Source organism: Arthrobacter ginkgonis, assembly GCF_039540195.1.
Taxonomy (GTDB): Bacteria; Actinomycetota; Actinomycetes; order Actinomycetales; family Micrococcaceae; genus Zafaria; species Zafaria ginkgonis.
Map to the genome: position 1 here is coordinate 376,546 of NZ_BAABEO010000009.1, position 21,241 is coordinate 397,786.

The 21,241-nt window shown below is 69.8% G+C and carries 13 protein-coding genes and 2 pseudogenes; 11 read left to right on the plus strand and 4 right to left on the minus strand.

What is annotated here, in order from left to right:
• Positions 1 to 35: 35 nt before the first annotated feature.
• A complete protein-coding gene (phoU, locus tag ABD912_RS08325; RefSeq protein ID WP_345149951.1) occupies positions 36 to 695 on the minus strand; it encodes a phosphate signaling complex protein PhoU in 660 nt (219 codons plus the stop codon).
• A 179-nt stretch (positions 696 to 874) separates the two neighbouring features.
• Between phoU and ABD912_RS08330 the strand changes: the two genes are divergently transcribed.
• Both ABD912_RS08330 and ABD912_RS08335 read left to right on the plus strand, forming a co-directional pair.
• Entirely contained in the window at positions 875 to 2,068 is a 1,194-nt protein-coding gene (locus ABD912_RS08330; RefSeq protein ID WP_345149952.1) for a sensor histidine kinase, read from the plus strand.
• Complete coding sequence (locus ABD912_RS08335) at positions 2,065 to 2,745, plus strand: response regulator transcription factor (protein WP_345149953.1); 681 nt, start codon at positions 2,065 to 2,067, stop codon at positions 2,743 to 2,745. Before ABD912_RS08330 ends, ABD912_RS08335 begins: the two co-directional genes overlap by 4 nt.
• Before the next feature lie 149 nt (positions 2,746 to 2,894).
• Here ABD912_RS08335 and ABD912_RS08340 read toward each other — a convergent pair whose 3' ends face one another.
• Entirely contained in the window at positions 2,895 to 3,428 is a 534-nt protein-coding gene (locus ABD912_RS08340; RefSeq protein WP_345149955.1) for a hypothetical protein, read from the minus strand.
• A 290-nt stretch (positions 3,429 to 3,718) separates the two neighbouring features.
• Between ABD912_RS08340 and ABD912_RS08345 the strand changes: the two genes are divergently transcribed.
• From ABD912_RS08345 to glgX, 6 genes are all read left to right on the plus strand, one after another.
• Positions 3,719 to 4,201 carry a CarD family transcriptional regulator gene (locus tag ABD912_RS08345; protein ID WP_149956482.1) on the plus strand — a complete coding sequence of 161 codons (483 nt, stop codon included), beginning with the start codon at positions 3,719 to 3,721 and terminating at the stop codon, positions 4,199 to 4,201.
• A gap of 181 nt (positions 4,202 to 4,382) precedes the next feature.
• Positions 4,383 to 5,165 carry a 2-C-methyl-D-erythritol 4-phosphate cytidylyltransferase gene (gene ispD, locus ABD912_RS08350; protein ID WP_345149962.1) on the plus strand — a complete coding sequence of 261 codons (783 nt, stop codon included), beginning with the start codon at positions 4,383 to 4,385 and terminating at the stop codon, positions 5,163 to 5,165.
• Entirely contained in the window at positions 5,162 to 5,659 is a 498-nt protein-coding gene (ispF, locus tag ABD912_RS08355) for a 2-C-methyl-D-erythritol 2,4-cyclodiphosphate synthase (protein ID WP_345149964.1), read from the plus strand. Before ispD ends, ispF begins: the two co-directional genes overlap by 4 nt.
• Positions 5,660 to 5,719: 60 nt before the next feature.
• Complete coding sequence (gene cysS / locus ABD912_RS08360) at positions 5,720 to 7,186, plus strand: cysteine--tRNA ligase (protein WP_345149966.1); 1,467 nt, start codon at positions 5,720 to 5,722, stop codon at positions 7,184 to 7,186.
• 166 nt (positions 7,187 to 7,352) lie between these two features.
• Positions 7,353 to 8,333, plus strand: coding sequence for a 23S rRNA (guanosine(2251)-2'-O)-methyltransferase RlmB (rlmB, locus tag ABD912_RS08365; protein ID WP_345149968.1), 981 nt, complete (start codon positions 7,353 to 7,355; stop codon positions 8,331 to 8,333).
• Positions 8,334 to 8,400: 67 nt separating this feature from the next.
• Positions 8,401 to 10,443, plus strand: a complete 2,043-nt coding sequence (gene glgX / locus ABD912_RS08370) for a glycogen debranching protein GlgX (RefSeq protein ID WP_345149970.1) — start codon at positions 8,401 to 8,403, stop codon at positions 10,441 to 10,443.
• 81 nt (positions 10,444 to 10,524) lie between these two features.
• Here the strand turns inward: glgX and glgP are convergent, their stop codons facing one another.
• Positions 10,525 to 13,143, minus strand: a complete 2,619-nt coding sequence (gene glgP / locus ABD912_RS08375; protein WP_345149972.1) for an alpha-glucan family phosphorylase — start codon at positions 13,141 to 13,143, stop codon at positions 10,525 to 10,527.
• 111 nt (positions 13,144 to 13,254) lie between these two features.
• Here glgP and ABD912_RS08380 point away from each other — a divergent pair, with 111 nt between their 5' ends.
• The 3 genes and pseudogenes from ABD912_RS08380 to glgB form a co-directional block, all read left to right on the plus strand.
• The gene (locus tag ABD912_RS08380) at positions 13,255 to 15,285 is read left to right on the plus strand and encodes an alpha-1,4-glucan--maltose-1-phosphate maltosyltransferase (protein ID WP_345149974.1); all 2,031 of its coding nucleotides are present in this window, start codon (positions 13,255 to 13,257) and stop codon (positions 15,283 to 15,285) included.
• A gap of 2 nt (positions 15,286 to 15,287) precedes the next feature.
• Positions 15,288 to 17,051, plus strand: a complete 1,764-nt coding sequence (gene treS / locus ABD912_RS08385) for a maltose alpha-D-glucosyltransferase (protein ID WP_345149975.1) — start codon at positions 15,288 to 15,290, stop codon at positions 17,049 to 17,051.
• Positions 17,051 to 20,758, plus strand: a pseudogene (gene glgB, locus ABD912_RS08390) (1,4-alpha-glucan branching protein GlgB); the annotation flags it as partial. The gene treS and the pseudogene glgB, both read left to right, overlap by 1 nt.
• Before the next feature lie 171 nt (positions 20,759 to 20,929).
• Here glgB and ABD912_RS23565 read toward each other — a convergent pair.
• A pseudogene (locus tag ABD912_RS23565) lies at positions 20,930 to 21,091 on the minus strand (hypothetical protein); the annotation flags it as partial.
• Positions 21,092 to 21,241: the final 150 nt, after the last annotated feature.

The window sequence follows — 21,241 nt, forward strand, 5'->3', positions numbered from 1 at the left end:
GGTGCGCCGCCGCCGTCGTAGGTGGGGGAGAGTCCCTAGACCTCGGTGTACTGCGGGTCCCATTCGCCGGTGACCAGGTAGTTGACCTTGCGGGCAACGGACACCCCGTGGTCGCCGTAGCGCTCCAGGAATCGGCTGGCCAGGGTGACGTCCGCGGTGGTCGGGGCGGACTCGTTCCAGTCCGGCTCGGCGACGGTCTTGAAGACGCTCAGGTGCAGCTCGTCGATGTGCGCGTTGAGCCGGATGATCTCCTGGGCGACCTTCAGGTCGCGGGTCTCCAGCAGTTCGCCGAGCTTGTGGGCGATCTCGATGTCCGCCTGGGCCATTTCGCGGAAGACCGGGGCCAGCGACGCCGGAACCACGTTCTGCGGGAAGCGCAAGCGGGCCAGCTGGGCGATGTGCCGGGCCAGGTCGCCCATCCGCTCCAGGGAGGCGCTCATGCGCAGGGAGCCGACGATCATGCGCAGGTCGGAGGCCACCGGCCCCTGCAGGGCCAGGACGTCGATGGCGCGCTCGTCCAGCTGGTTCTGCAGGAAGTCGATGCGCGCGTCGGCGGCGATGACCTCCTGGGCGACCTCGGTGTCGGCGGCTTCGAAGGAAGCGTATGCGCGCTCCATGGCGTGCGCCACGAGCTGGGACATTTGGACCAGCTCGTCACCGATGGACTGGAGCTCGGCCTGGAATACCTTACGCACGGCGGCGTCCTTTCATAACACGTCGGACCGAACCCTTGGGGTGCGGCCCTCATTCTCCGCTTCAGGCTGACAGTACTAGATGAATGCTTGTGGGGCGCCGGGTGAACACTCCATGAACCCGCCCCCATTTGCCCCGTTCCGGTCCGGAACGCCGCCGGAGCGGGGGATACGCTAGAGGCGTGAACGATGTGCTGATCGGAGTGCTCTCCGGCCTGGTGGGCCTGGCCCTGGGCGTGGTCGGCCTCCTCGCCTACCGGGCCAGCCAACGGCAGCGGACGGGCCTGATGGAGGTCGGCGAACCGACCCTTCCTGAAGGATCCGCCGAGATCCTCTCCGTCATCGGACGCGCCTTCGTGGTGGTGGACGACGTCGACGGCGTGGTCCGCGCCAATCCGGCGGCCTACGCGTTCGGCCTGGTCCGCGGCCACACCCTGGTGCATCCGGAACTGCTGGAGCTGGCCCGCCGGGTGCGCGCCGACGGGGTCATCGAGGAGCGCCAGTTCGAACTTCCGCGGGGTCCGTTGGGGCAGGGCACGATCATCGTGCACGTCCGGGTCGCCCCCCTGGGCGACGAGTACATCCTCCTGCTGGCCGACGACCGCACCGAGATCACCCGCACCGAGGCCATCCGCAACGACTTCGTGGCAAACGTCTCCCACGAGCTGAAGACCCCGGTGGGGGCCATCTCCCTGCTCGCCGAGGCCGTGGACGAGGCCGCCGACGACGAGGTCGCCGTCAGGCGCTTCGCGGCCCGGCTCCACAAGGAATCGGCGCGGCTCACCGCGCTGGTCCAGGACATCATCGAGCTCTCCCGCCTGCAGGGGGCCGACGTCGTGATGCAGGGCCGCCCGGTGGACGTGAACGCCGTCCTGGCCGAGGCGGTGGACCGCAACAAGCTTCCCGCCGAGGGCAAACGCATCAAGATCTCCCTGGGCGGGCATTCCGACGCCAAGGTCCATGGGGACCCGGACCTGCTCATGACGGCCTTCCGGAACCTGATCGACAACGCCATCCGGTATTCGCCGGAAGGCACCACCGTCGGGGTCGGCGTCCGCTCGCGCGACGGGCTGGTCCAGGTCTCGGTGACGGACCAGGGGCCGGGCATCCCGCAGGACGAGCAGGACCGCATCTTCGAGCGCTTCTACCGGGTGGATGCCGCCCGGTCGCGCCAGACCGGCGGCACCGGCCTGGGGTTGAGCATCGTCAAGCACGTCATTTCCAACCACGGCGGCGAAGTGACCGTATGGTCGCAACCCGGCCAAGGGTCGACCTTCACGGTCCGCCTGCCGGAATTGGAAGAAACAACCGCCAGGAAAACCGGCGGAACGAACGAGGGGACGCTGAGCGCCCCGGGACAAGGAGGCAGGGTTTGACCCGCATTCTGGTGGTCGAGGACGAGGAGTCGCTGAGCGACCCGCTCTCCTATCTCCTGGAGAAAGAGGGTTTCGAGGTCCAGGTGGTCGACAACGGCCTGGACGCCGTGACCGAATTCGACCGTGCCGGCGCCGACCTGGTGCTGCTGGACCTCATGCTGCCGGGGCAGCCGGGCACCGAGGTGTGCCGGCAGCTGCGCCAGCGCTCCAACGTCCCGGTCATCATGCTGACGGCGAAGGACTCGGAAATCGACAAGGTCGTTGGCCTGGAACTTGGCGCCGACGACTACGTGACCAAGCCCTACTCCTCGCGCGAGCTCGTTGCCCGCGTGCGGGCCGTGCTGCGCCGCCAGGGCGAGCCGGAGGAGCTGGTCGCCGCGACGATCCAGGCCGGTCCGGTGCGCATGGACGTGGAGCGCCACGTGGTCAGCGTGGGCGGGGAACAGGTTCCGCTGCCGCTGAAGGAGTTCGAACTGCTGGAGATGCTGTTGCGCAACTCCGGGCGCGTTCTCACCCGCGGCCAGCTGATCGACCGCGTTTGGGGTTCGGACTACGTCGGGGACACCAAGACCCTGGATGTCCACGTCAAGCGGCTGCGTTCCAAGATCGAGCCGGACCCGTCCAACCCGGTGCACCTGGTCACGGTGCGCGGGCTGGGCTACAAGTTCGAGGGCTGACCGGCCCGGACGGCAGGGGACGACGGCGGCCGCCGTCGTCCCCTTGTGCTTCGCCGGAACCCGCCGCACACGAAAGGGCCCCGGAACCGAACGGTTCCGGGGCCCTTTCTGGAATCCTGGCGGGTAAGCGCAGGGCCTGCCCCCGCGCGCTAGTGCTCGGCCGCGGGTTCCTCGGACTTGGTGAGGTGGTCCGTGGTGGTCGGGTCGTAGCCGCCCGGCACGTACTGGCGGTACTCCTCGAGGGCGCCGTTGACGACCGGGATCGAGATGTCGGTGCGGGCCGAACCCACGGAGGCCACGGCGTCCACGTCGGCGCCCGGCTCGACGGTTGCGGTCGGGATGACCAGCTCGTTGGCGTCGTCCTCAAGCTTCAGCGAGGTCTTTGCCGGCACCTTGACCGAGGCCGTGTTGGAGCCGATCGACAGGTTCAGGGTCTTGGCGGCGTCGGTGTTGTTGACAACGGTGCCGATGGCGCGCGCCTCTTCGGTGGCGGAGCCGGTGACCAGCATGAGGTTGCGGACCTTCAGGTCGGCCACATCGAAGACGATGCCGTCGGAGGCCGCGTAGTGCAGGGTGGTGGCCTGCTCGTTGATGGCACCGCAGCCGGTGGCCCCAAGCGCAATAACGGCCAGAGCGGCGGCCGCAACGGCGCGGCGTCCACGGATCTTCTGTGCGGTGATCACGGCACAAGCTCCTCTATCAAGGTCGAGTCTGACGGGTCGCCGCGGCAGGCTGGATGCCTCGGGCGCGGCGGCAATTCACCTCTTAGCCTAATGGGTTCGGCGCCAAAAGCTTGCTTCGGCCAGCCTGCGTGACGGAAGCAACGGGGGAGGCCAACGCGCGCACGTACCACCGCGCCGGCGTCTTGGGAAGGGGTTCGGCGAGGCTCCATGGCAGGGGGCGTCACCCCGACTGGCCCGGAGTTTCGGCCATTTTCGTGATAAACTGGACTGCGGGAAAGGGGATTATCCACATGGTTTTTGAGGTTGGCGAAACGGTTGTTTACCCTCACCACGGTGCCGCGATGATCGAGGAGATCAAGATGCGCACCATCAAGGGCGAAGAGAAAATGTATCTCAAGCTCAAGGTAGCGCAAGGCGATCTCACCATCGAGGTCCCGGCGGAAAACGTCGACCTGGTCGGCGTTCGCGACGTGGTGGGCCAGGAAGGCCTGGAGCATGTGTTCGACGTCCTGCGTGCCGAGTTCACGGAGGAGCCGACCAACTGGTCCCGCCGTTACAAGGCCAATCTGGAGAAGCTGGCGTCCGGCGACGTCATCAAGGTGGCCGAGGTCGTCCGCGACCTGTGGCGCCGCGACCACGACCGTGGTCTCTCCGCAGGCGAAAAGCGCATGCTCTCCAAGGCCCGCCAGATCCTGATCAGCGAACTGGCCCTGGCCAAGAAGCTCGACGAGGAGAAGGCAGAGAGCGTCCTCGACGAGGTTCTCGCCTCCTAGGCGGCACCTCCGGCAGCCCCGCGCCTTGTGGCCGGCGGCCGCCCCGGCGACCCTTCAGCTTCATGGTTTTTGGCTTTGCGGCCCGTCCACAGCAGTGGGCGGGCCGTTCGGCGTTCCCGGATGGTGCTGCCGGTTGGCCGGGAGCACCATCCGGACGGATGCCGGGGGTACGCTTCTGCACGTGAGCCACCCCCCGCATCCCCCCGTTCCGGCGCGCGCAGAACGTTCCGGCCGCGCCGCCGTCGTCATTGTTGCCGCAGGGTCCGGAACCCGGCTCGGCTACGGGCTCCCCAAGGCCCTGGTGCCGCTGGCCGGCCGCCCGCTGCTGGCCCACGCCATCGACGGGGCCCTGGGCTCCGGCGTCGCGGACCGCATGGTCGTGGTGGTGCCGCCCGGGGACACCGAACTGACCGCCCTGTGTGCGGGCTACGCCACGGACGGCGCCCACCTGACCTGCGTCCCCGGCGGCGCGACGCGCAACGAATCGGTGCGGGCCGGGCTCCGGGCCCTCGGACCGGGCACCGACTACGTCCTGGTCCACGACGCCGCCCGCTGCCTCACCCCGGCCGAGGTCTTCACCGGCGTCCTCCGGGCCCTGCGCGCCGGGGCCAGCGCGGTCATTCCCGCCGTGCCGGTGGTGGACACGATCAAGTCCGTGGCTCCCGCCGCGGCCCCTGGCATTGCCCCCGAATCCGTCACCGGCACCCCCGAACGCGCGGCGCTGCGGGCCGTCCAGACCCCGCAGGGCTTCCGTCTGGGGGAGCTGCTGCGGGCCCACGAGTCCGCCGCGTCCTGGACCGGCGAGCGCGCCGCGGCCGTCACCGACGACGCGATGCTCATGGAGTTGGCCGGCACCGAGGTGTTTGTGGTGCCGGGCGCGGTGGAGGCCCTGAAGATCACCACCCCCATGGACCTGCTGCTGGCCGAGGCGCTGGTGGCGAACGGATACGAGGAGCAGCCGTGAACGCACCGATCCTTCCCCGCACCGGCCTCGGCATCGACGTGCACGCCTTCGCCCCGGACGAGGAGGCGCGCGAGTTGTGGCTGGCCGGGCTGCACTGGCCCGGGGAGCGCGGGCTTTCCGGGCACTCCGACGGCGACGCGGTGGCCCACGCGGCCTGCGACGCGCTCTTCTCCGCGGCCGGCATCGGGGACCTGGGCACCCACTTCGGAACCGACCGCCCGGAGTTCGCCGGCGCCGCCGGCACGACGCTGCTGGCGGAGGCGGCCCGCCTGGTGCGCGCCGCCGGGTTCGAGATCGGCAACGTGGCCGTGCAGTTCGTGGGCAACCGCCCCAAGTTCGGCCCGCGCCGGCAGGAGGCGGACGCCGTCCTCAGCGCGGCGGCCGCCGCCCCTGTCACGGTGACCGCGACGACGTCGGACCGGCTCGGCTACGAGGGTGCCGGGCAGGGCATCACGGCCTACGCGACCGCCCTGGTCTACCGGCCGGGGGCCTGAGCCGGGAGCTCCGGCAAGGCGCAGGCACGGCGGCGGCGCAACGGCGGCTAACCTAGACCGGTGAGCATCCGTTTTTACGACACCAAGCAGGCGCAGGTGCGGGAATTCGTCCCGCTGGTTCCGGGTCAGGTGGGCCTGTACTACTGCGGCGCCACCGTCCAAGGGATGCCGCACGTGGGGCACATCCGCTCGGCCATCGCCTTCGACATCCTGGTCCGCTGGCTGGAGCACCGCGGCCACAAGGTCACCGTGGTCCGCAACGTGACGGACATCGACGACAAGATCCTGGAGAAGTCCGCTGCGTCCTTCGCCGAGGACTTCGAGGAGGACGGCGCCTACGTGGCGGAAGAGCCGTGGTTCGCCCTGGCGTACCGCTTCGAGCAGGAGTTCCGGAACGCCTACGAGACCCTCGGCGTCCGCCGGCCCACCTACGAGCCGCGCGCGACCGGCCACATCCCGGAGATGCACCAGCTCATCGAGGAACTCATCGGACGCGGCCACGCCTACCCGGCCCTCGACGGCTCCGGCGACGTCTACTTCGACGTGCGCTCCTTCCCCGGCTACGGCTCGCTGACCCGCCAGAAGGTCGACGACATGCAGGCCGCTCCCGACGCGGATCCGCGCGGCAAGCGCGACCCCCGCGACTTCGCGCTCTGGAAGGGCCACAAGGACACCGACCCGCAGACCGCCTCCTGGCCCAGCCCGTGGGGCCGCGGCCGCCCGGGCTGGCACCTGGAGTGCTCCGCGATGTGCACCAAGTACCTCGGCGAAAGCTTCGACATCCACGGCGGCGGCCTGGACCTGCGCTTCCCCCACCACGAGAACGAGCTGGCCCAGTCGGCCGCGGCCGGGCACGGCTTCGCCAACTTCTGGATGCACAACGGCATGGTCACCTACGCGGGGGAGAAGATGTCCAAGTCCGTGGGCAACACCGTCTCCCCGGAGGAGATGCTGGAAGTGGCTGCCCCGCGCGTGGTCCGCTACTTCCTGGGCCAGGCACACTACCGCTCCCAGCTGGACTACCGCCCCACCTCCCTGGAGGAGGCCGGTGCAGCGCTGGAACGCATCGACTCCTTCGTCGAGCGTGCCCTGGAGCGCCTGCACGGGATCGGCGCAGGCGGCGACTTCGACCTGGACCTGCACCACTTCGAGGTCACCGACGAGTTCGCGGCCGCGATGGATGACGACCTCAACGTCCCGCAGGCACTCGCCGCGCTGCACGAGACCGTTCGCCGGGGCAACACCGCTCTCGATTCCGGCGACCGCGAAGCGGCCGACCGCGCGCTGCAGCAGGTCATGGCGATGACCTTCACGCTGGGCCTGGACGACGCGGCAGGCAACGACGCCGGCGGCTCCTCCGCCGAGCACCACGCCCTGGACACGCTGGTCCGCGCGCAGCTGGACGAGCGGTCCGCCGCCCGCACCGCGAAGGACTGGACCCGCGCGGACTCCATCCGCGACCTGCTCGCCGAGGCCGGGATCGTGGTGGAGGACTCCGCCGACGGGGCCCGCTGGTCGCTGAAGTAGCCCCGCACGCCGCGGCCGGATGAGGTCGAGCGGCGGGGCGGGGACGGGGGAGGACCGCCGGTTCTTTCGGGGCCGGTGAACGCCGGCCGCGCATCCACGGTAAAATGGTTCGGCGTGGCCTGCTGGGCCGCCCCCGCACACCCCACCGATCGAGGAATCCCACATCATGGCCGCACCCAAGCGCTCCGGCGCCATCCGCAAGAGCAAGAAGGGCCCTTCGGTCGGCACCGGAGGCCACGGCCGCAAGGCCCTGGAGGGCAAGGGCCCCACGCCCAAGGCCGAGGACCGCACCTACCATAAGGCGCACAAGGCCAAGGTGCTCGCCGATCGTTCCGCCGCCAAGCACGGCGGCCAGCAGCGCGGCCGCTCCGGCGGGCGCAGCAAGGTCGCCGAGGAGCTGGTGACGGGGCGCAACTCCGTGGTGGAGGCCCTGCGCGCGGGCATCCCGGCCAAGTCCCTGCACATTGCGGTGCGCATCGACATGGACGATCGCGTCCGCGAATCGCTGAAGATCGCCGCGGAGCGCGGCATCCCGGTGATGGAGTCCGGGAAGCCGGAACTGGACCGCATGACCGACGACGCCGTGCACCAGGGCCTGGTCCTGCAGATCCCGCCCTACGACTACGCCGACGCCCTGGACACGGTCGAGGAGACCCTCGAGAAGTGGCGCAAGGGCCACATCCGCAACGCGCCGCTCTTCGTCGCCCTCGACGGCATCACCGACCCGCGCAACCTCGGAGCGATCATCCGCGCGGCCTCCGCGTTCAGCGGCCACGCCGTGATCGTGCCGGAGCGCCGCTCGGTGGGCATGACCGCCTCCGCGTGGAAGACCAGCGCCGGCGCCGCCGTGCGGGTGCCCGTGGTGCGCGCGCCCAACCTGACCAACGCGTTGAAGGCCATGAAGGATCAGGGCGTCTACGTGATCGGCCTCGACGGCGACGGCGACGTCCAGCTGCCGGGCCTTGAAGTGGCCACGGAACCGCTGTGCATCGTGGTCGGTTCCGAGGGCAAGGGCCTCTCCCGCCTGGTCGGCGAGACCTGCGACCAGATCGTTTCGATCCCCATCGACTCGGCCATGGAATCGCTGAACGCCTCGATGGCCGTGGGCATCACCCTTTACGAGGTCTCGCGCCGGCGGGACGCGTAGGTCAGGGAACCCCATGGCTCCCACCGCCGGTGACCTCCCCGCGCGCCTGCAGGGCGTGAAAGGGTACTTGTCGCGCCCATTTCCGTTCGGGGTGTCGGCGCAGGCACCGGGCGCCCCTGGCCTGCCGGACACGGTGAACGTGGCGGTGTACGCGCCGGGGCTGCAGGAGATGGACATCTGGTTCGTCGACCCGTTCGGGCGCCTGCTTTCGGTGCCGCTCTTCGACGAGACCTACAACATCTTCCACGCCACCATCGAGCAGCTGCGTCCCGGGGCGCGCTACGCCTTCTGGGAGCGCGGGGCCGAGCTTCCCCAGGACGGCCAGCTCCTGCTGGACCCGTGGGGACGGGCGATCGAGCAGGACGATGCCGGCGTGTACTGGAGCGTCTACGTCGAGTCCGACTTCGACTGGGGGGACGACGTGCGCCCCCACGTGCCGTGGCGGGACACGGTGATCTACGAGACCCACGTCAAGGGCCAGACGATGCTGCACCCGGACATCCCGGAGGAGCTGCGCGGGACCTACGCCGGGCTGGCGCACCCGGTGATGGTGAAGCACCTGCAGGACATCGGCGTCACCGCCGTGGAGCTGCTTCCCATCCATTTCCACCTCGACGAGCCGCACCTGCAGGAGCTGGGCCTGCCCAACTACTGGGGGTACAACACGCTGGGCTTCTTCGCCCCCCACACCGGGTACGCCACGGCCGCGGCGCAAGCGGCCGGGCCCAAGGCGGTGCAGGACGAGATCAAGGGCATGGTCAAGGCCCTGCACTCGGCCGGCATCGAGGTACTGATGGACGTTGTGTTCAACCACACGGCCGAGGGCGGCCGGGGCCAGCAGGCCTACTCGTGGCGCGGGCTCGGGGACACCCAGTACTACCGCCACGACGCGGATGGCCGGTACTTCGACACCACCGGCTGCGGCAACACGCTGGATTTCAACCAGCCCACCGTGGTCCGCATGGCCTTGGATTCCCTGCGCCACTGGGTGGAGGACTACCACATCGACGGGTTCCGCTTCGACCTGGCCGTCGCGCTCAGCCGCGACACCCACAACCACTTCAACCCCCAGCACCCGTTCCTGGTGGCGCTGACCTCGGACTCCGTGCTGACCGGCACCAAACTGATCGCGGAACCGTGGGACGTCTCCATGGGCGGCTGGCAGACCGGGCGCTTCCCGCAGCCCTTCCACGACTGGAACGACCACTTCCGCGACATCGTCCGCGAGTTCTGGGTTTCGGACCACGGCTCGCTCCTGGCCGGTGGCCAGGGCAGCTCGGTGGCGCGCCTGGCGTCCTGCCTGGCCGGCTCCCGCGACCTGTTTGCCCCCTCCGGCCGCGGGGCGCTGTCGTCGATCAACTTCATTACCGCCCACGACGGATTCACGCTGCGCGACCTGGTCAGCTACGACCGCAAGCACAACGAGGACAACGGCGAGGACAACCGCGACGGGCACAGCCACAACCGCAGCTACAACCACGGCTTGGAGGGCGCCACCGCGGACGAGGAGCTGATGGCCCGGCGCCGGCAGACGGCCTCGAACGTGATGGCGACGCTCTTGCTCTCGCTGGGCGTGCCGATGCTAACCGCGGGGGACGAGCTCGGCAAGACGCAGGAGGGGAACAACAACGCCTACTGCCAGGACAACTACCGGACCTGGCTGGACTGGACACTCTCCGAGGACCAGCGGGCCATGCTCAAGAACACGAAGGCGCTCATGCGCCTGCGCAAGGAGTTCATGGCCGGGCAGCCCCACACCTTCCCGACGCAGGACGCCAGTTCCTACATGCACTGGTTCAATGCCGACGGCGTACCGATGCGGCGGGAAGAGTGGACCCGCCCGGAAACGCGGCTGGTCCAGATGCTGCTCGGATCCCCGGAGGGGAAGATCGATGGCCTGGCGGTCTTCAACGGCGGCACCGAGCCGGTCCGCATCCGCATGCCGGATCCCGACATCCTGCGGGCGCTGCGCCCCCAGGACCGCCAAGGAACCACGTTCAAGCTGCAGTTCAGCACCGCGGAAGGGTCCCTGCGCCGGCGCGGCGCCGCGCTGAAGGCCGGCGAGCCCGAACTCATCGAGGCGCACTCGGTCACCGTCTACCGGGCCTGAGTTCCGGCCCAGCAAACGACGACGGCGGCGGCACNGGAGGTGCCGCCGCCGTCGTCGTTTGCTGGAACTGCCCGCTAGGCCCTAGCTGGCGCTGGCGATCAGGCCCAGCTCGGGGACCGAGATGAGCGCGTGGTGCCGCGGCACCACGCGCACCCCGTAGCCGAAGGATCCGGAGCGCTCCAGCCGGAGGTCTCCGGTGAACCGGTAGCGTCCGTCGCCGAGCTCCTCGGCGAGCTCGAGCTCGTGCACGGCCGGCTCGCTCAGCTCGTCGGCCTCGGATACCGCGCCGTACACGGCCTGCACCGCGACGTCTTCCGGGTTGATTCCGTCGATGCGCACGTAGGCGTCCACCTGGAACTTGTCGCCGATGCTCGGTTCCTCCTCGAGCCCGATCGAGTCCACGTGCTCCACCGCGAGCCCGTGCCAGGCGCCGCGGAGCCGTCGCGCGTAGGCGGCCAGCTCCTTGGCCCCGGCGAAGGAACCCTTCGCCGCGTCCTGGCCGGACCGGGCTGCCGGCAGGTACAGCCGGGACACGTAGTCGCGGACCATGCGCTCGGCGGACACCTGCGGACCCAGGTGGGAGAGCGTGTGCTTGATCATCTGCACCCACTGGTGCGGGACGCCGTCGCCGGCCGCGTCGGACGGACCGGCCGCGCCGGCCGCCTCGGAGACCTGAACGCCGTAGAACCGCGGGGCGACCTCGTTCTCGATCAGCGCATACAGAGCGGCAGCCTCGATGTCGTCCCGGTGCTCGGAAGAGGACCCGGCGGGAGCTGTCGGGATCGCCCAGCCGTTCTCGCCGTCGAACATCTCGTCCCACCAGCCGTCCAGCACCGACAGGTTCAGGCCGCCGTTCAGGGCGGCCTTCATGCCGGAGGTGCCGCACGCCTCGAGCGGACGCAGCGGGTTGTTCAACCACACGTCGCAGCCCGGGAAGAGGGTACGCGCCATGCGCATGTCGTAGTTGGGCAGGAACACGATCCGGTGGCGGACCGCCGGGTCGTCGGTGAACCGGACCAGGTCCTGGATCATCCGCTTGCCGGCCTCGTCCGCCGGATGCGACTTTCCGGCGATGACCAGTTGGACCGGCCGGGTCGGATGCAGCAGCAGCGCCTTCAGCCGGGCGGGGTCGCGCAGCATCAGGGTCAGCCGCTTGTAGGTCGGCACGCGGCGGGCGAAGCCGATGGTCAGCACGTCAGGATCCAGGACGGAGTCGGTCCAGCTGAGCTCCATCTTGCTGGCGCCGCGCTTGAGCCAGGAGGCACGCAGCCGTTCGCGCACGTCCACGATCAGCTGCTCGCGCAGGCGGCGCCGCAGCGCCCAGAGGTCCTCGTCCGGAACCTCCGCCGCCAGGGACCAGTTCGGCTCCTCCCCGTCGCCGGTCCCCGCTTTGGCGCCGAAGTGTTCCCGGGCGAACGCGGAGACCTTCGGGTCCACCCACGTGGGCACGTGGACGCCGTTGGTGACCGAGGCGATCGGAACCTCATCGACGTCGAATCCGGCCCACAGCCCGGAGAACATCTGGCGGGAGACGCGACCGTGCAGCTTGGCCACGCCGTTCGCGCGCTGCGCCAGCCGCAGCCCCATGACCGCCATGTTGAAGGTCGCGGGGTCGCCGCCCGCGTAGTCCTCCGCGCCGAGCTTCAGGATGCTTTCCGTCGGCACGCCCGGCGCCAGCCCGGCCCGCAGGAAGTGGCCGACCTGCAGCGCCTCGAACCGGTCGATGCCGGCCGGGACGGGGGTGTGGGTGGTGAACACCGTGGAGGCACGGACGGCGGCCAGGGCCTCGTCCCAGGCGAGTCCCTGGTCCATCAGTTCGCGGATGCGCTCGACGCCGAGGAAGCCGGCGTGCCCCTCGTTGGTGTGGAACACCTCCGGGGCGGCCCCGCCGGTCAGGCGGGCGTGGATGCGCAGCGCCTGGACGCCGCCCATGCCCAGCAGCAGTTCCTGCTGCAGGCGATGGTCGCCGCCGCCACCGTAGAGGCGGTCGGTGATGCCGCGCGCGGCGTCGTCGTTGGCGGGGATGTTCGAATCAAGCAGCAGCAGCGGGACACGGCCCACGTCGGCGCGCCAGATGTGCGCGCGCAGCCGCCGCGCGTCCGGCAGCGGCAGGGACACGACGGCGGGACTTCCGTCCTCCTCGCGCAGCAGCGTCAGCGGCAGCCCGTCCGGGTCGAGGACCGGGTAGGTCTCCTGCTGCCACGCGTCGCGCGAGAGGGACTGCTTGAAGTAGCCGGCCTGGTAGAGCAGGCCGACGCCGACTATCGGCACGCCGAGGTCGCTGGCGGCCTTGAGGTGGTCGCCGGCGAGGATGCCCAGTCCCCCGGAGTACTGCGGCAGCGCCGCGGTGATCCCGTACTCGGGGGAGAAGTAGGCGATGGCCCGCGGCGCCTCGGCACCGAGCTGCTGCTGGTACCAGCGCGGCTCGGTGAGGTAGCGCTGCAGGTCCGCGACCTGGCGCTGGACCTCCGCGACAACCTCGGGGTCCGAGGCAAGGGCTTCCAGCCGGGCCCGGTCGAAGCTGCCCAGCAGGGCGACCGGGTCCTCGCGCACTTCCTCCCACACCCCTGGGTCGAGGCTGCGGAATAGGCGGGCGGTGGGCTCGTGCCAGGACCAACGCAGGTTCGCGGCAAGCGCGGCGAGTCCGGCAATCGGGGCGGGCAGGACTGTCCGTACGGTAAATCGTCGAATGGCCTTCACAGGGTGAACGCTAGCGCAGATGCCCCCAATGTGTGTTGCGGCACGGTAAACACTGCGCCATTGTTGCCGTTTCCTTGGTCTTTGACGTGGATTGTGGATAGCGTCTACCGGGTGAGCACAGGACTGCAGAGCAGCTTCGGCCGGATTCCCGTTACCGCCCTCCACCCAGTGGTCGAGGGCGGACGCTACCCTGCCAAAGCCATTCCGGGCGAGGACATCAGGGTAGAGGCACTGGCCTTCCGCGAGGGACATGACAGGTTGGGAACAACCGCTGTCCTCTACGGACCGGACGGGTTGGAGGTCCAACGCGTTCCCATGGTCCCGGGCCCTCCGGGGACCGACACCTGGGAGGGCTGGCTGCGACCGCAGTCGGAGGGAGCCTGGGAATTCGAGGTCGAGGCCTGGGACGACCCCTACGGCACCTGGCGGCACGACGCGCGGATCAAGGTCGGCGCCGGGATCGACGTCGAACTGATGCTCGCCGAGGGGGCCAAGCTGCTCACCGATGCGGCAGCCGCGATTGGCAACGCCAACGATTCCGCCCGGAACGACGCCGACACGGTCCGCCGGGCCTCGTGGGTGGTGGCCGACGGCCTGCTGAACCCGGTCGAGCGGCTCGCGGCGGGAATCTCCGCGGAGGTGGACGACGTCCTGGTTCGCCGCCCGATCCGCCGCATGGTCACCCGCAGCGGGCGCTTCCCGATCAAGGTCGAGCGCGAGCGCGCCGGCCGCGGAGCCTGGTACGAGTTCTTCCCGCGCTCCGAGGGAGCCGTCTACCACCCGGAGAGCGGTACCTACACCAGCGGCAACTTCCGCACCGCCGCGGAGCGGCTCGGCGCCGTCGCCGAAATGGGCTTCGACGTGATCTACCTGCCCCCGATCCACCCGATCGGCCGCACCCACCGCAAGGGCCCGAACAACACCCTGGTCGCCGGACCCCACGACCCCGGTTCCCCGTGGGCCATCGGCGCGCCCGAGGGCGGGCACGACGCCATCCACCCCGACCTGGGCACGGTCGAGGACTTTGCCGTATTCGTGGACCGGGCCCGCAAGCTGGGTCTGGAGGTCGCCCTTGACCTGGCGCTGCAGGCCTCCCCGGACCACCCGTGGGTCGGCGCCCACCCGGAATGGTTCACCACCCGCATCGACGGGACCATCGCCTACGCAGAGAACCCGCCGAAGAAGTACCAGGACATCTACCCGCTGAACTTCGACAACGACCCCGAGGGCCTGGCCCAGGAGGTGCTGCGGACCGTCCTGCTGTGGGTGTCCCGCGGGGTGGACATCTTCCGCGTGGACAACCCCCACACCAAGCCGCTGTGGTTCTGGGAGTGGCTGATTGGCCGGGTCAACGAAGAGCACCCGCAGGTGGTGTTCCTTGCCGAGGCGTTCACCCGCCCCGCCATGATGCACGCGCTGGGCCGGGCCGGTTTCCAGCAGTCCTACACCTACTTCACCTGGCGCAACACCAAGAAGGAGCTGGAGGAGTACTTCACCGAGGTCAGCCGCGAGAGCGACGCGTTCTTCCGTCCGAACTTCTTCGTGAACACCCCGGACATCCTCACCGAGTACCTGCAGTTCGGCGGGCCCGCGGCCTTCCGGATCCGCGCCGTGCTAGCTTCGATGGCGGCGCCGCTGTGGGGCGTCTACGCCGGGTACGAGCTCTTCGAGCACGTCGCCCGCCCCGGCGCCGAGGAGTACATCGACAACGAGAAGTTCGAGTACAAGCCGCGCGACTTCGCCGGCGCCGAGGCCGCCGGACATTCGCTGGCTCCGTACCTGGCCCGGCTGAACCGAATCCGCCGCGACCATCCGGCGCTGGGGGACCTGCGCAACCTGGTGGTGCACGCCAGCACCGACGACGCGACCGTCGTCTTCAGCAAGTCCAAGGTCCCCTCGCCGGGCGCCCCGGCGGACACCGTGATCGTGGTGGTCAACACCGACTCCCACGGAACCCGGGAAGGCACCGTAACGCTGGATCTGGCTGCGCTGGGACTGCGCCGTGAGGACCTCGACGAGGATGGACGCTTCACCGTCGACGACCTGCTCACTGGGGAGACGTGGAAGTGGGGCGCCCACAACTACGTCCGGCTCGATCCCTTCGTCGAGCCGGCCCACATCCTGCACATCAGGAGGAACTGACGTTGGTCAACCCGTACCAGCTCAACGCGCCCGGAATCTCCCACGATCCCAACTGGCACCGCAAAGCGGTGTTCTACGAGGTGCTGGTGCGGGCGTTTGCGGACTCGAACGGTGACGGGTGCGGGGACCTGCTTGGACTGATCGACCGCCTGGACTACCTGCAGTGGCTGGGTGTGGACTGCCTCTGGATCCCGCCGTTTTTCAAGTCCCCGCTGCGCGACGGCGGCTACGACATCTCCGACTACTACGACGTCCTGGACGACTTCGGCACCATCGGCGATTTCAAGCGCCTGGTCGCCGAGGCCCACGCCCGGGGCCTGCGCGTGATCATCGACCTGCCCCTGAACCACACCTCCGACGAGCACCCGTGGTTCAAGTCCTCGCGCAGCGAACCGGACGGGCCCTACGGGGACTTCTACGTCTGGAGCGACACCGACGAGCTCTACCAGGATGCGCGCATCATCTTCGTGGACACCGAGGAGTCCAACTGGACCTTCGATCCGATCCGCCGCCAGTTCTTCTGGCACCGCTTCTTCCACCACCAGCCGGACCTGAACTTCGACAACCCGCGCGTCCACGAGGCCATGTACGACGTCGTCCGCTTCTGGCTGGACCTGGGCGTGGACGGCTTCCGCGCCGACGCCATCCCCTACCTCTACGAGGAGGACGGCACCAACTGCGAGAACCTGCCCGGCACCCACCAGTTCCTGCGCCGGCTGCGCGCCATGGTGGACACCGAGTACCCGGGGCGCATCATCATCGCCGAGGCCAACCAGCCCCCGCACGAGGTCGTCGAGTACTTCGGCACGCCCGAGGAACCGGAATGCCACATGTGCTTCCACTTCCCGATCATGCCGCGGATCTTCTACGCGCTCCGCGACCAGCTGGCCGCGCCCATCATCTCCACCATGGAGCAGACCCCGCAGATCCCGCCCGGCACCCAGTGGGGCACGTTCCTGCGCAACCACGACGAACTGACCCTGGAGATGGTCACCCCCACCGAGCGCGAGGCGATGCTGGGCTGGTACGCCCCCGACTCGCGCATGCGCGCCAACATCGGCATCCGCCGCCGGCTCGCCCCGCTGCTGGACAACTCCCGCTCCGAACTGGAACTGATCCACGCGCTCCTGCTCTCCCTGCCGGGCAGCCCCTTCCTCTACTACGGCGACGAGATCGGGATGGGGGACAACATCTGGCTTGACGACCGCGACGCGTCGCGCACCCCGATGCAGTGGAACCCCGACCGCAACGCCGGCTTCTCCTCGGCGGATCCCGGCAAGCTGTACCTGCCGGTGGTCCAGTCCCTCGTCTACAACTTCACCCACGTCAACGTCGAGCAGCAGTTGGCCCACAGCAGCTCGATGCTGCACTGGCTGCGCCAGGTGCTCGGCGTGCGCCGCGAGCATCCCGTCTTTGGCCTCGGCAGCTACCGCAACGTCTCCGCCAGCTCACCCAGCGTCCTCGCCTTCCTGCGCGAACTGCCCCCGGAGGAGGAGGACAGGGACGGCGAGGCCGTGCTGTGCATCTACAACCTTTCCCAGCATCCGATGGCCGCCCGCCTGGACCTGCCGGACTTCGCCGAGCGCGGGTTGCGCGACGTCTTCGGCGGCACGGTGTTCCCGCCGGTTTCCGCCGACGGAACGTTGCAGATCACCCTTGGTTCGCAGGGGTTCTTCTGGCTGCGGCTGCGCTCGAGCCGCTCCGACACGAACTCCCCGGCCACCAGCGCGATGCCCATCCTGACCACCGAAGGAGTGATGGCCTGATGACACAGCCCCAGACAACGCGCCACGACGAAGCGCTGCTGGACCTGCTCTCCGGCTGGCTGCGCCGGCAGCGCTGGTTCCCCGCGGCGGCACATGCAGGCTTCGGCCTGCGCCGGGTCGGGTCCGTCCCCCTGGATTCCCCGGACCCCGGCATCGGCCTCGAATCCGTGCTGCTCGCGGTGGACACCGGCGCCGCCAGCGCGCCCGCCGTCGTGCACGTCCCGCTGTCCTTCCGGAAGGAACCCCTGCCCGAGCCCGAGGAAGCGGGGTCAGCGGTGGCCGGCCTGATCGGCACGCTTCCCGCCGGCGGAGGGCACGGCGACGACCGGTGGCACGTCTACGACGGCACCCACGACCCCGCCTTCGTCGCCGCCTGGCTGGAGCTGATGCGCAGCGGGACCGCCGGGGACGGCTACGACGGAACCGCGCTGGCGGGGTTCGCCGACCGCGCCCCCTACGAGCCCTCGCTGGCCGCCGGCGTCCTCGGCGGCGAACAGTCCAACACCTCCGTGGTGATCGAACGGGAGGACGGGGACCTCATCACGAAGTTCTTCCGCGTGCCCGTCCCCGGCAGCAACCCCGACGTCGAACTGGGCGTGCTCCTGACCGACGCCGGCTCGCACGAGGTCCCGCTGACCTACGGCGTGGTCAGCGCCCGCTGGGAGGAACCTTCCGGACCCGTGACCGGCGCCCTCGGGGTGCTGCGCGAATTCATCGCCGGCAGCCAGGACGCCTGGCGCAGCGCCAGCACCGCGGCCCTGGAAGGACGCGACTTCACCGCGGAGGCCGAGGCGGTCGGTCGCGCCACCGGCCGCCTGCACGCCGCGCTGCGCGATGCGGCCGGGGCCAGCGAGGCCGGCCCGGAGGAGATCGCCGAGTACGTGGGGACCCTGCGCGACCGGCTCGAACGCGGCTGGGTGGCCGCCGCGCCGGGCCTCCGCGCGGCCGGGACCGAAAACGCCGACGTCGAGGCGGCGTTCCGTGCCGTGCTCGCCTCGCTGGAGCGGATTTCCGCGCTCCCGACGCTGCAGCGCATCCACGGCGACTACCACCTGGGGCAGGTGCTGCACGCGGAACCGCGCGGCTGGGTGGTGCTCGACTTCGAGGGCGAGCCGCTGCGCACGGCCGCCGAACGCACCGCCACCGACGTGGCCCTGCGCGACGTCGTTGGCATGCTGCGCTCCTTCGATTACGCCGCCGGCGTCGCGACCCGGCCGGACTCCGGCCGCGGGGCTTCCCCGGCCGCGGCCCACGCGTGGGCCAAGATGGGACGTGAGGCGTTCCTGTCCGGCTATGCGGCCGAATCGGGGACGGCGGTGGACACCGACTCACCGCTGTTCCTGGCCCTGTGGCTGGACAAGGCGCTCTACGAGGTGGCGTACGAGTTGCAGAACCGGCCCTCGTGGGTGGGCGTTCCGGCGTCCGCCGTCCACGAGGTCCTGGCCGGACTCGCCCACGCCACGCCCCACCACGCCCGCACCGATGTCGATAAGGAACCACCCGTGAGCCAGTCAGCCCCCCACGCACCGCTTCCCGTGGCGCCCGAGGCGCTTGCCGCCGTCGCGCACGGACGCTACCACGCCCCGCACGCAGTGCTGGGCGCGCACCTGGACGACGCCGGTTTCGTCACCATCCGCACGCTGCGCCGGTTCGCGCTCGGCGTCGAGGTGGTCACCCCCTCCGGCCGGGTGCCGATGACCCACGAGCATGAGGGCATCTGGGTCGCGGTGCTGCCGGCCGAAACCGAGGGACACGTGCCGGATTACCGGCTGGAGGTCTCCCACAAGGGAGGCGACCCCGTCCTCGTCGACGATCCCTACCGGTACCTGCCCACCCTGGGCGAAATCGACCTGCACCTGATCGGCGAGGGCCGGCACGAGAGGCTCTGGGACGTGTTGGGATCGCACGTGCTGCGCTACCACTCCGTGCTCGGGGAAACCAGCGGCGTCGGGTTCGCGGTCTGGGCCCCCCACGCCCAGGCGGTCCGGGTCAAGGGCGATTTCAACGGCTGGGACGGCACCGGGCACACGATGCGTTCGCTGGGCCGGGCCGGCATCTGGGAGCTGTTCGTGCCCGGCGTCGGGGCCGGCACGGTGTACAAGTACGAGATCCTGTGCCGCGATGGGCACTGGCGGGACAAGGCCGACCCGATGGCCCAGCACACCGAGGTTCCCCCGCGGACCGGGTCCGTCGTCGTCGAATCCTCCTACGGCTTCCGCGACGCGCAGTGGATGGAGGCGCGCGCCGCGCGCAACCCGCACACCGGTCCGGTGAGCATCTACGAGGTGCACCTGGGATCCTGGCGGCCGGGACTGAGCTACCTGGAGCTGGCCGAGGAACTGGTGGAGTACGTCTCCGAGCTGGGGTTCACCCACGTGGAGCTCATGCCGGTGGCCGAGCACCCGTTCGGCGGATCCTGGGGCTACCAGGTCACCAGCTACTACGCTCCGACCTCCCGGTTCGGGCACCCGGACGACTTCCGCCACCTCGTGGACAGGCTGCACCAGGCCGGCATCGGCGTGATCGTCGACTGGGTGCCGGCGCACTTCCCGAAGGACGACTGGGCGCTGGCCCGGTTCGACGGCGAACCGCTGTACGAACACGCCGACCCGCGCCGCGGCGAGCACCCGGACTGGGGCACGCTGATCTTCGACTTCGGGCGCAACGAGGTGCGCAACTTCCTGGTGGCCAATGCCCTGTACTGGCTGGAGGAGTTCCACATCGACGGGCTGCGCGTGGACGCGGTGGCCTCGATGCTGTACCTGGACTACTCCCGCGAGGACGGCAACTGGTGGCCGAACATCCACGGCGGGCGCGAAAACCTCGAGGCGATCTCCTTCCTGCAGGAAGCCAACGCCACCGCGTACCGCAAGTCGCCGGGCGTCATGATGATCGCGGAGGAATCCACGGCGTTCGACGGCGTCACCCGGCCGACCGCCTTCGGCGGCCTGGGCTTCGGGCTGAAGTGGAACATGGGCTGGATGCATGACTCCCTGCAGTACGTGGAGGAGGATCCGATCCACCGCATGTACCACCACAACAAGATGACCTTCTCGCTGGTGTACGCCTGGACGGAGAGCTTCCTGCTGCCGATCAGCCACGACGAGGTGGTCCACGGCAAGGGTTCGCTGCTGCGCAAGATGCCCGGGGACCGGTGGCGCCAGCTCGCGAACGTGCGCGCCTACCTGGCCTTCCAGTGGGCGCACCCGGGCAAGCAGCTGATCTTCATGGGCACCGAGTTCGCCCAGGAGGGCGAATGGAACGAAGGCCACGGGCTGGAGTGGTGGCTGGCCGAGACCCCGCAGCACGACGGCGTCCGGAAGCTGGTCACCCGGCTGAACGCCGTCTACCGCGCCTACCCCCAGCTGTGGGAGAAGGACCACGAGCCCGCGGGCTTCCAGTGGATCGACGGCGGCAACGCGGCGGCCAACACGTTCAGCTTCATCCGGAGGGACGCGGCCGGGAACCCGCTGGTGTGCGTCGCGAACTTCTCCGGCGATCCGCACACCGGTTTCCGGTTGGGCCTGCCCTCCACGGGGGAGTGGACCGAACTGGTGAACACCGACGACACCGAGTACGGCGGCTCCGGGGTCGGCAACGGCGGCAGCATCCAGGCCGTGGCAGGAGAGGAGCACGGCCAGCCGGCCCATGCCGTCCTCACGGTTCCGCCGCTGGGGATGCTGTATCTGGTGCCGGCCGGGACCGGCGCGGCTGCGGTGTCCGCCGCCGGTGCTGCCGAAGCGGTTGCCGCTGAATTCGGCATCGCCGAGGTCGGGGCCGATGAAATGGGCGCGCTTGATGAGGGCGTCGCCCCGGGCGCAGTCGATGGGGAAGGCGCCGACGAATTGGGCGTTGAGGAAACAGGCACCGTCGAGTTCGGCACGGCCGAAGTCGGCGCCGACGAAATGGGCGCCGGAGAACCGGGCGCGGTTCTGCCGGACTCGGCGGAGACCGACGACCGGCCGTGACGGAGGAACCCGCGGCCGCCGGGGAACAGCCAACCGAAGGCTGCGCCCGTGGCGGCCGCCGCGGGAGAACATCGTGCGGGTGTTCCTAGGGTCGCTTGTTCGCAGGGTCGCTGGCTGAGTGCCGGAGGCCGCTGAATCGGGGAATCCCCACCGCTTTGGCGGTGGGGATTCCCCGATTTGGCGTTGGGCGCAAAGGCGTGTATTGTTTTATCTCGCGCCGGA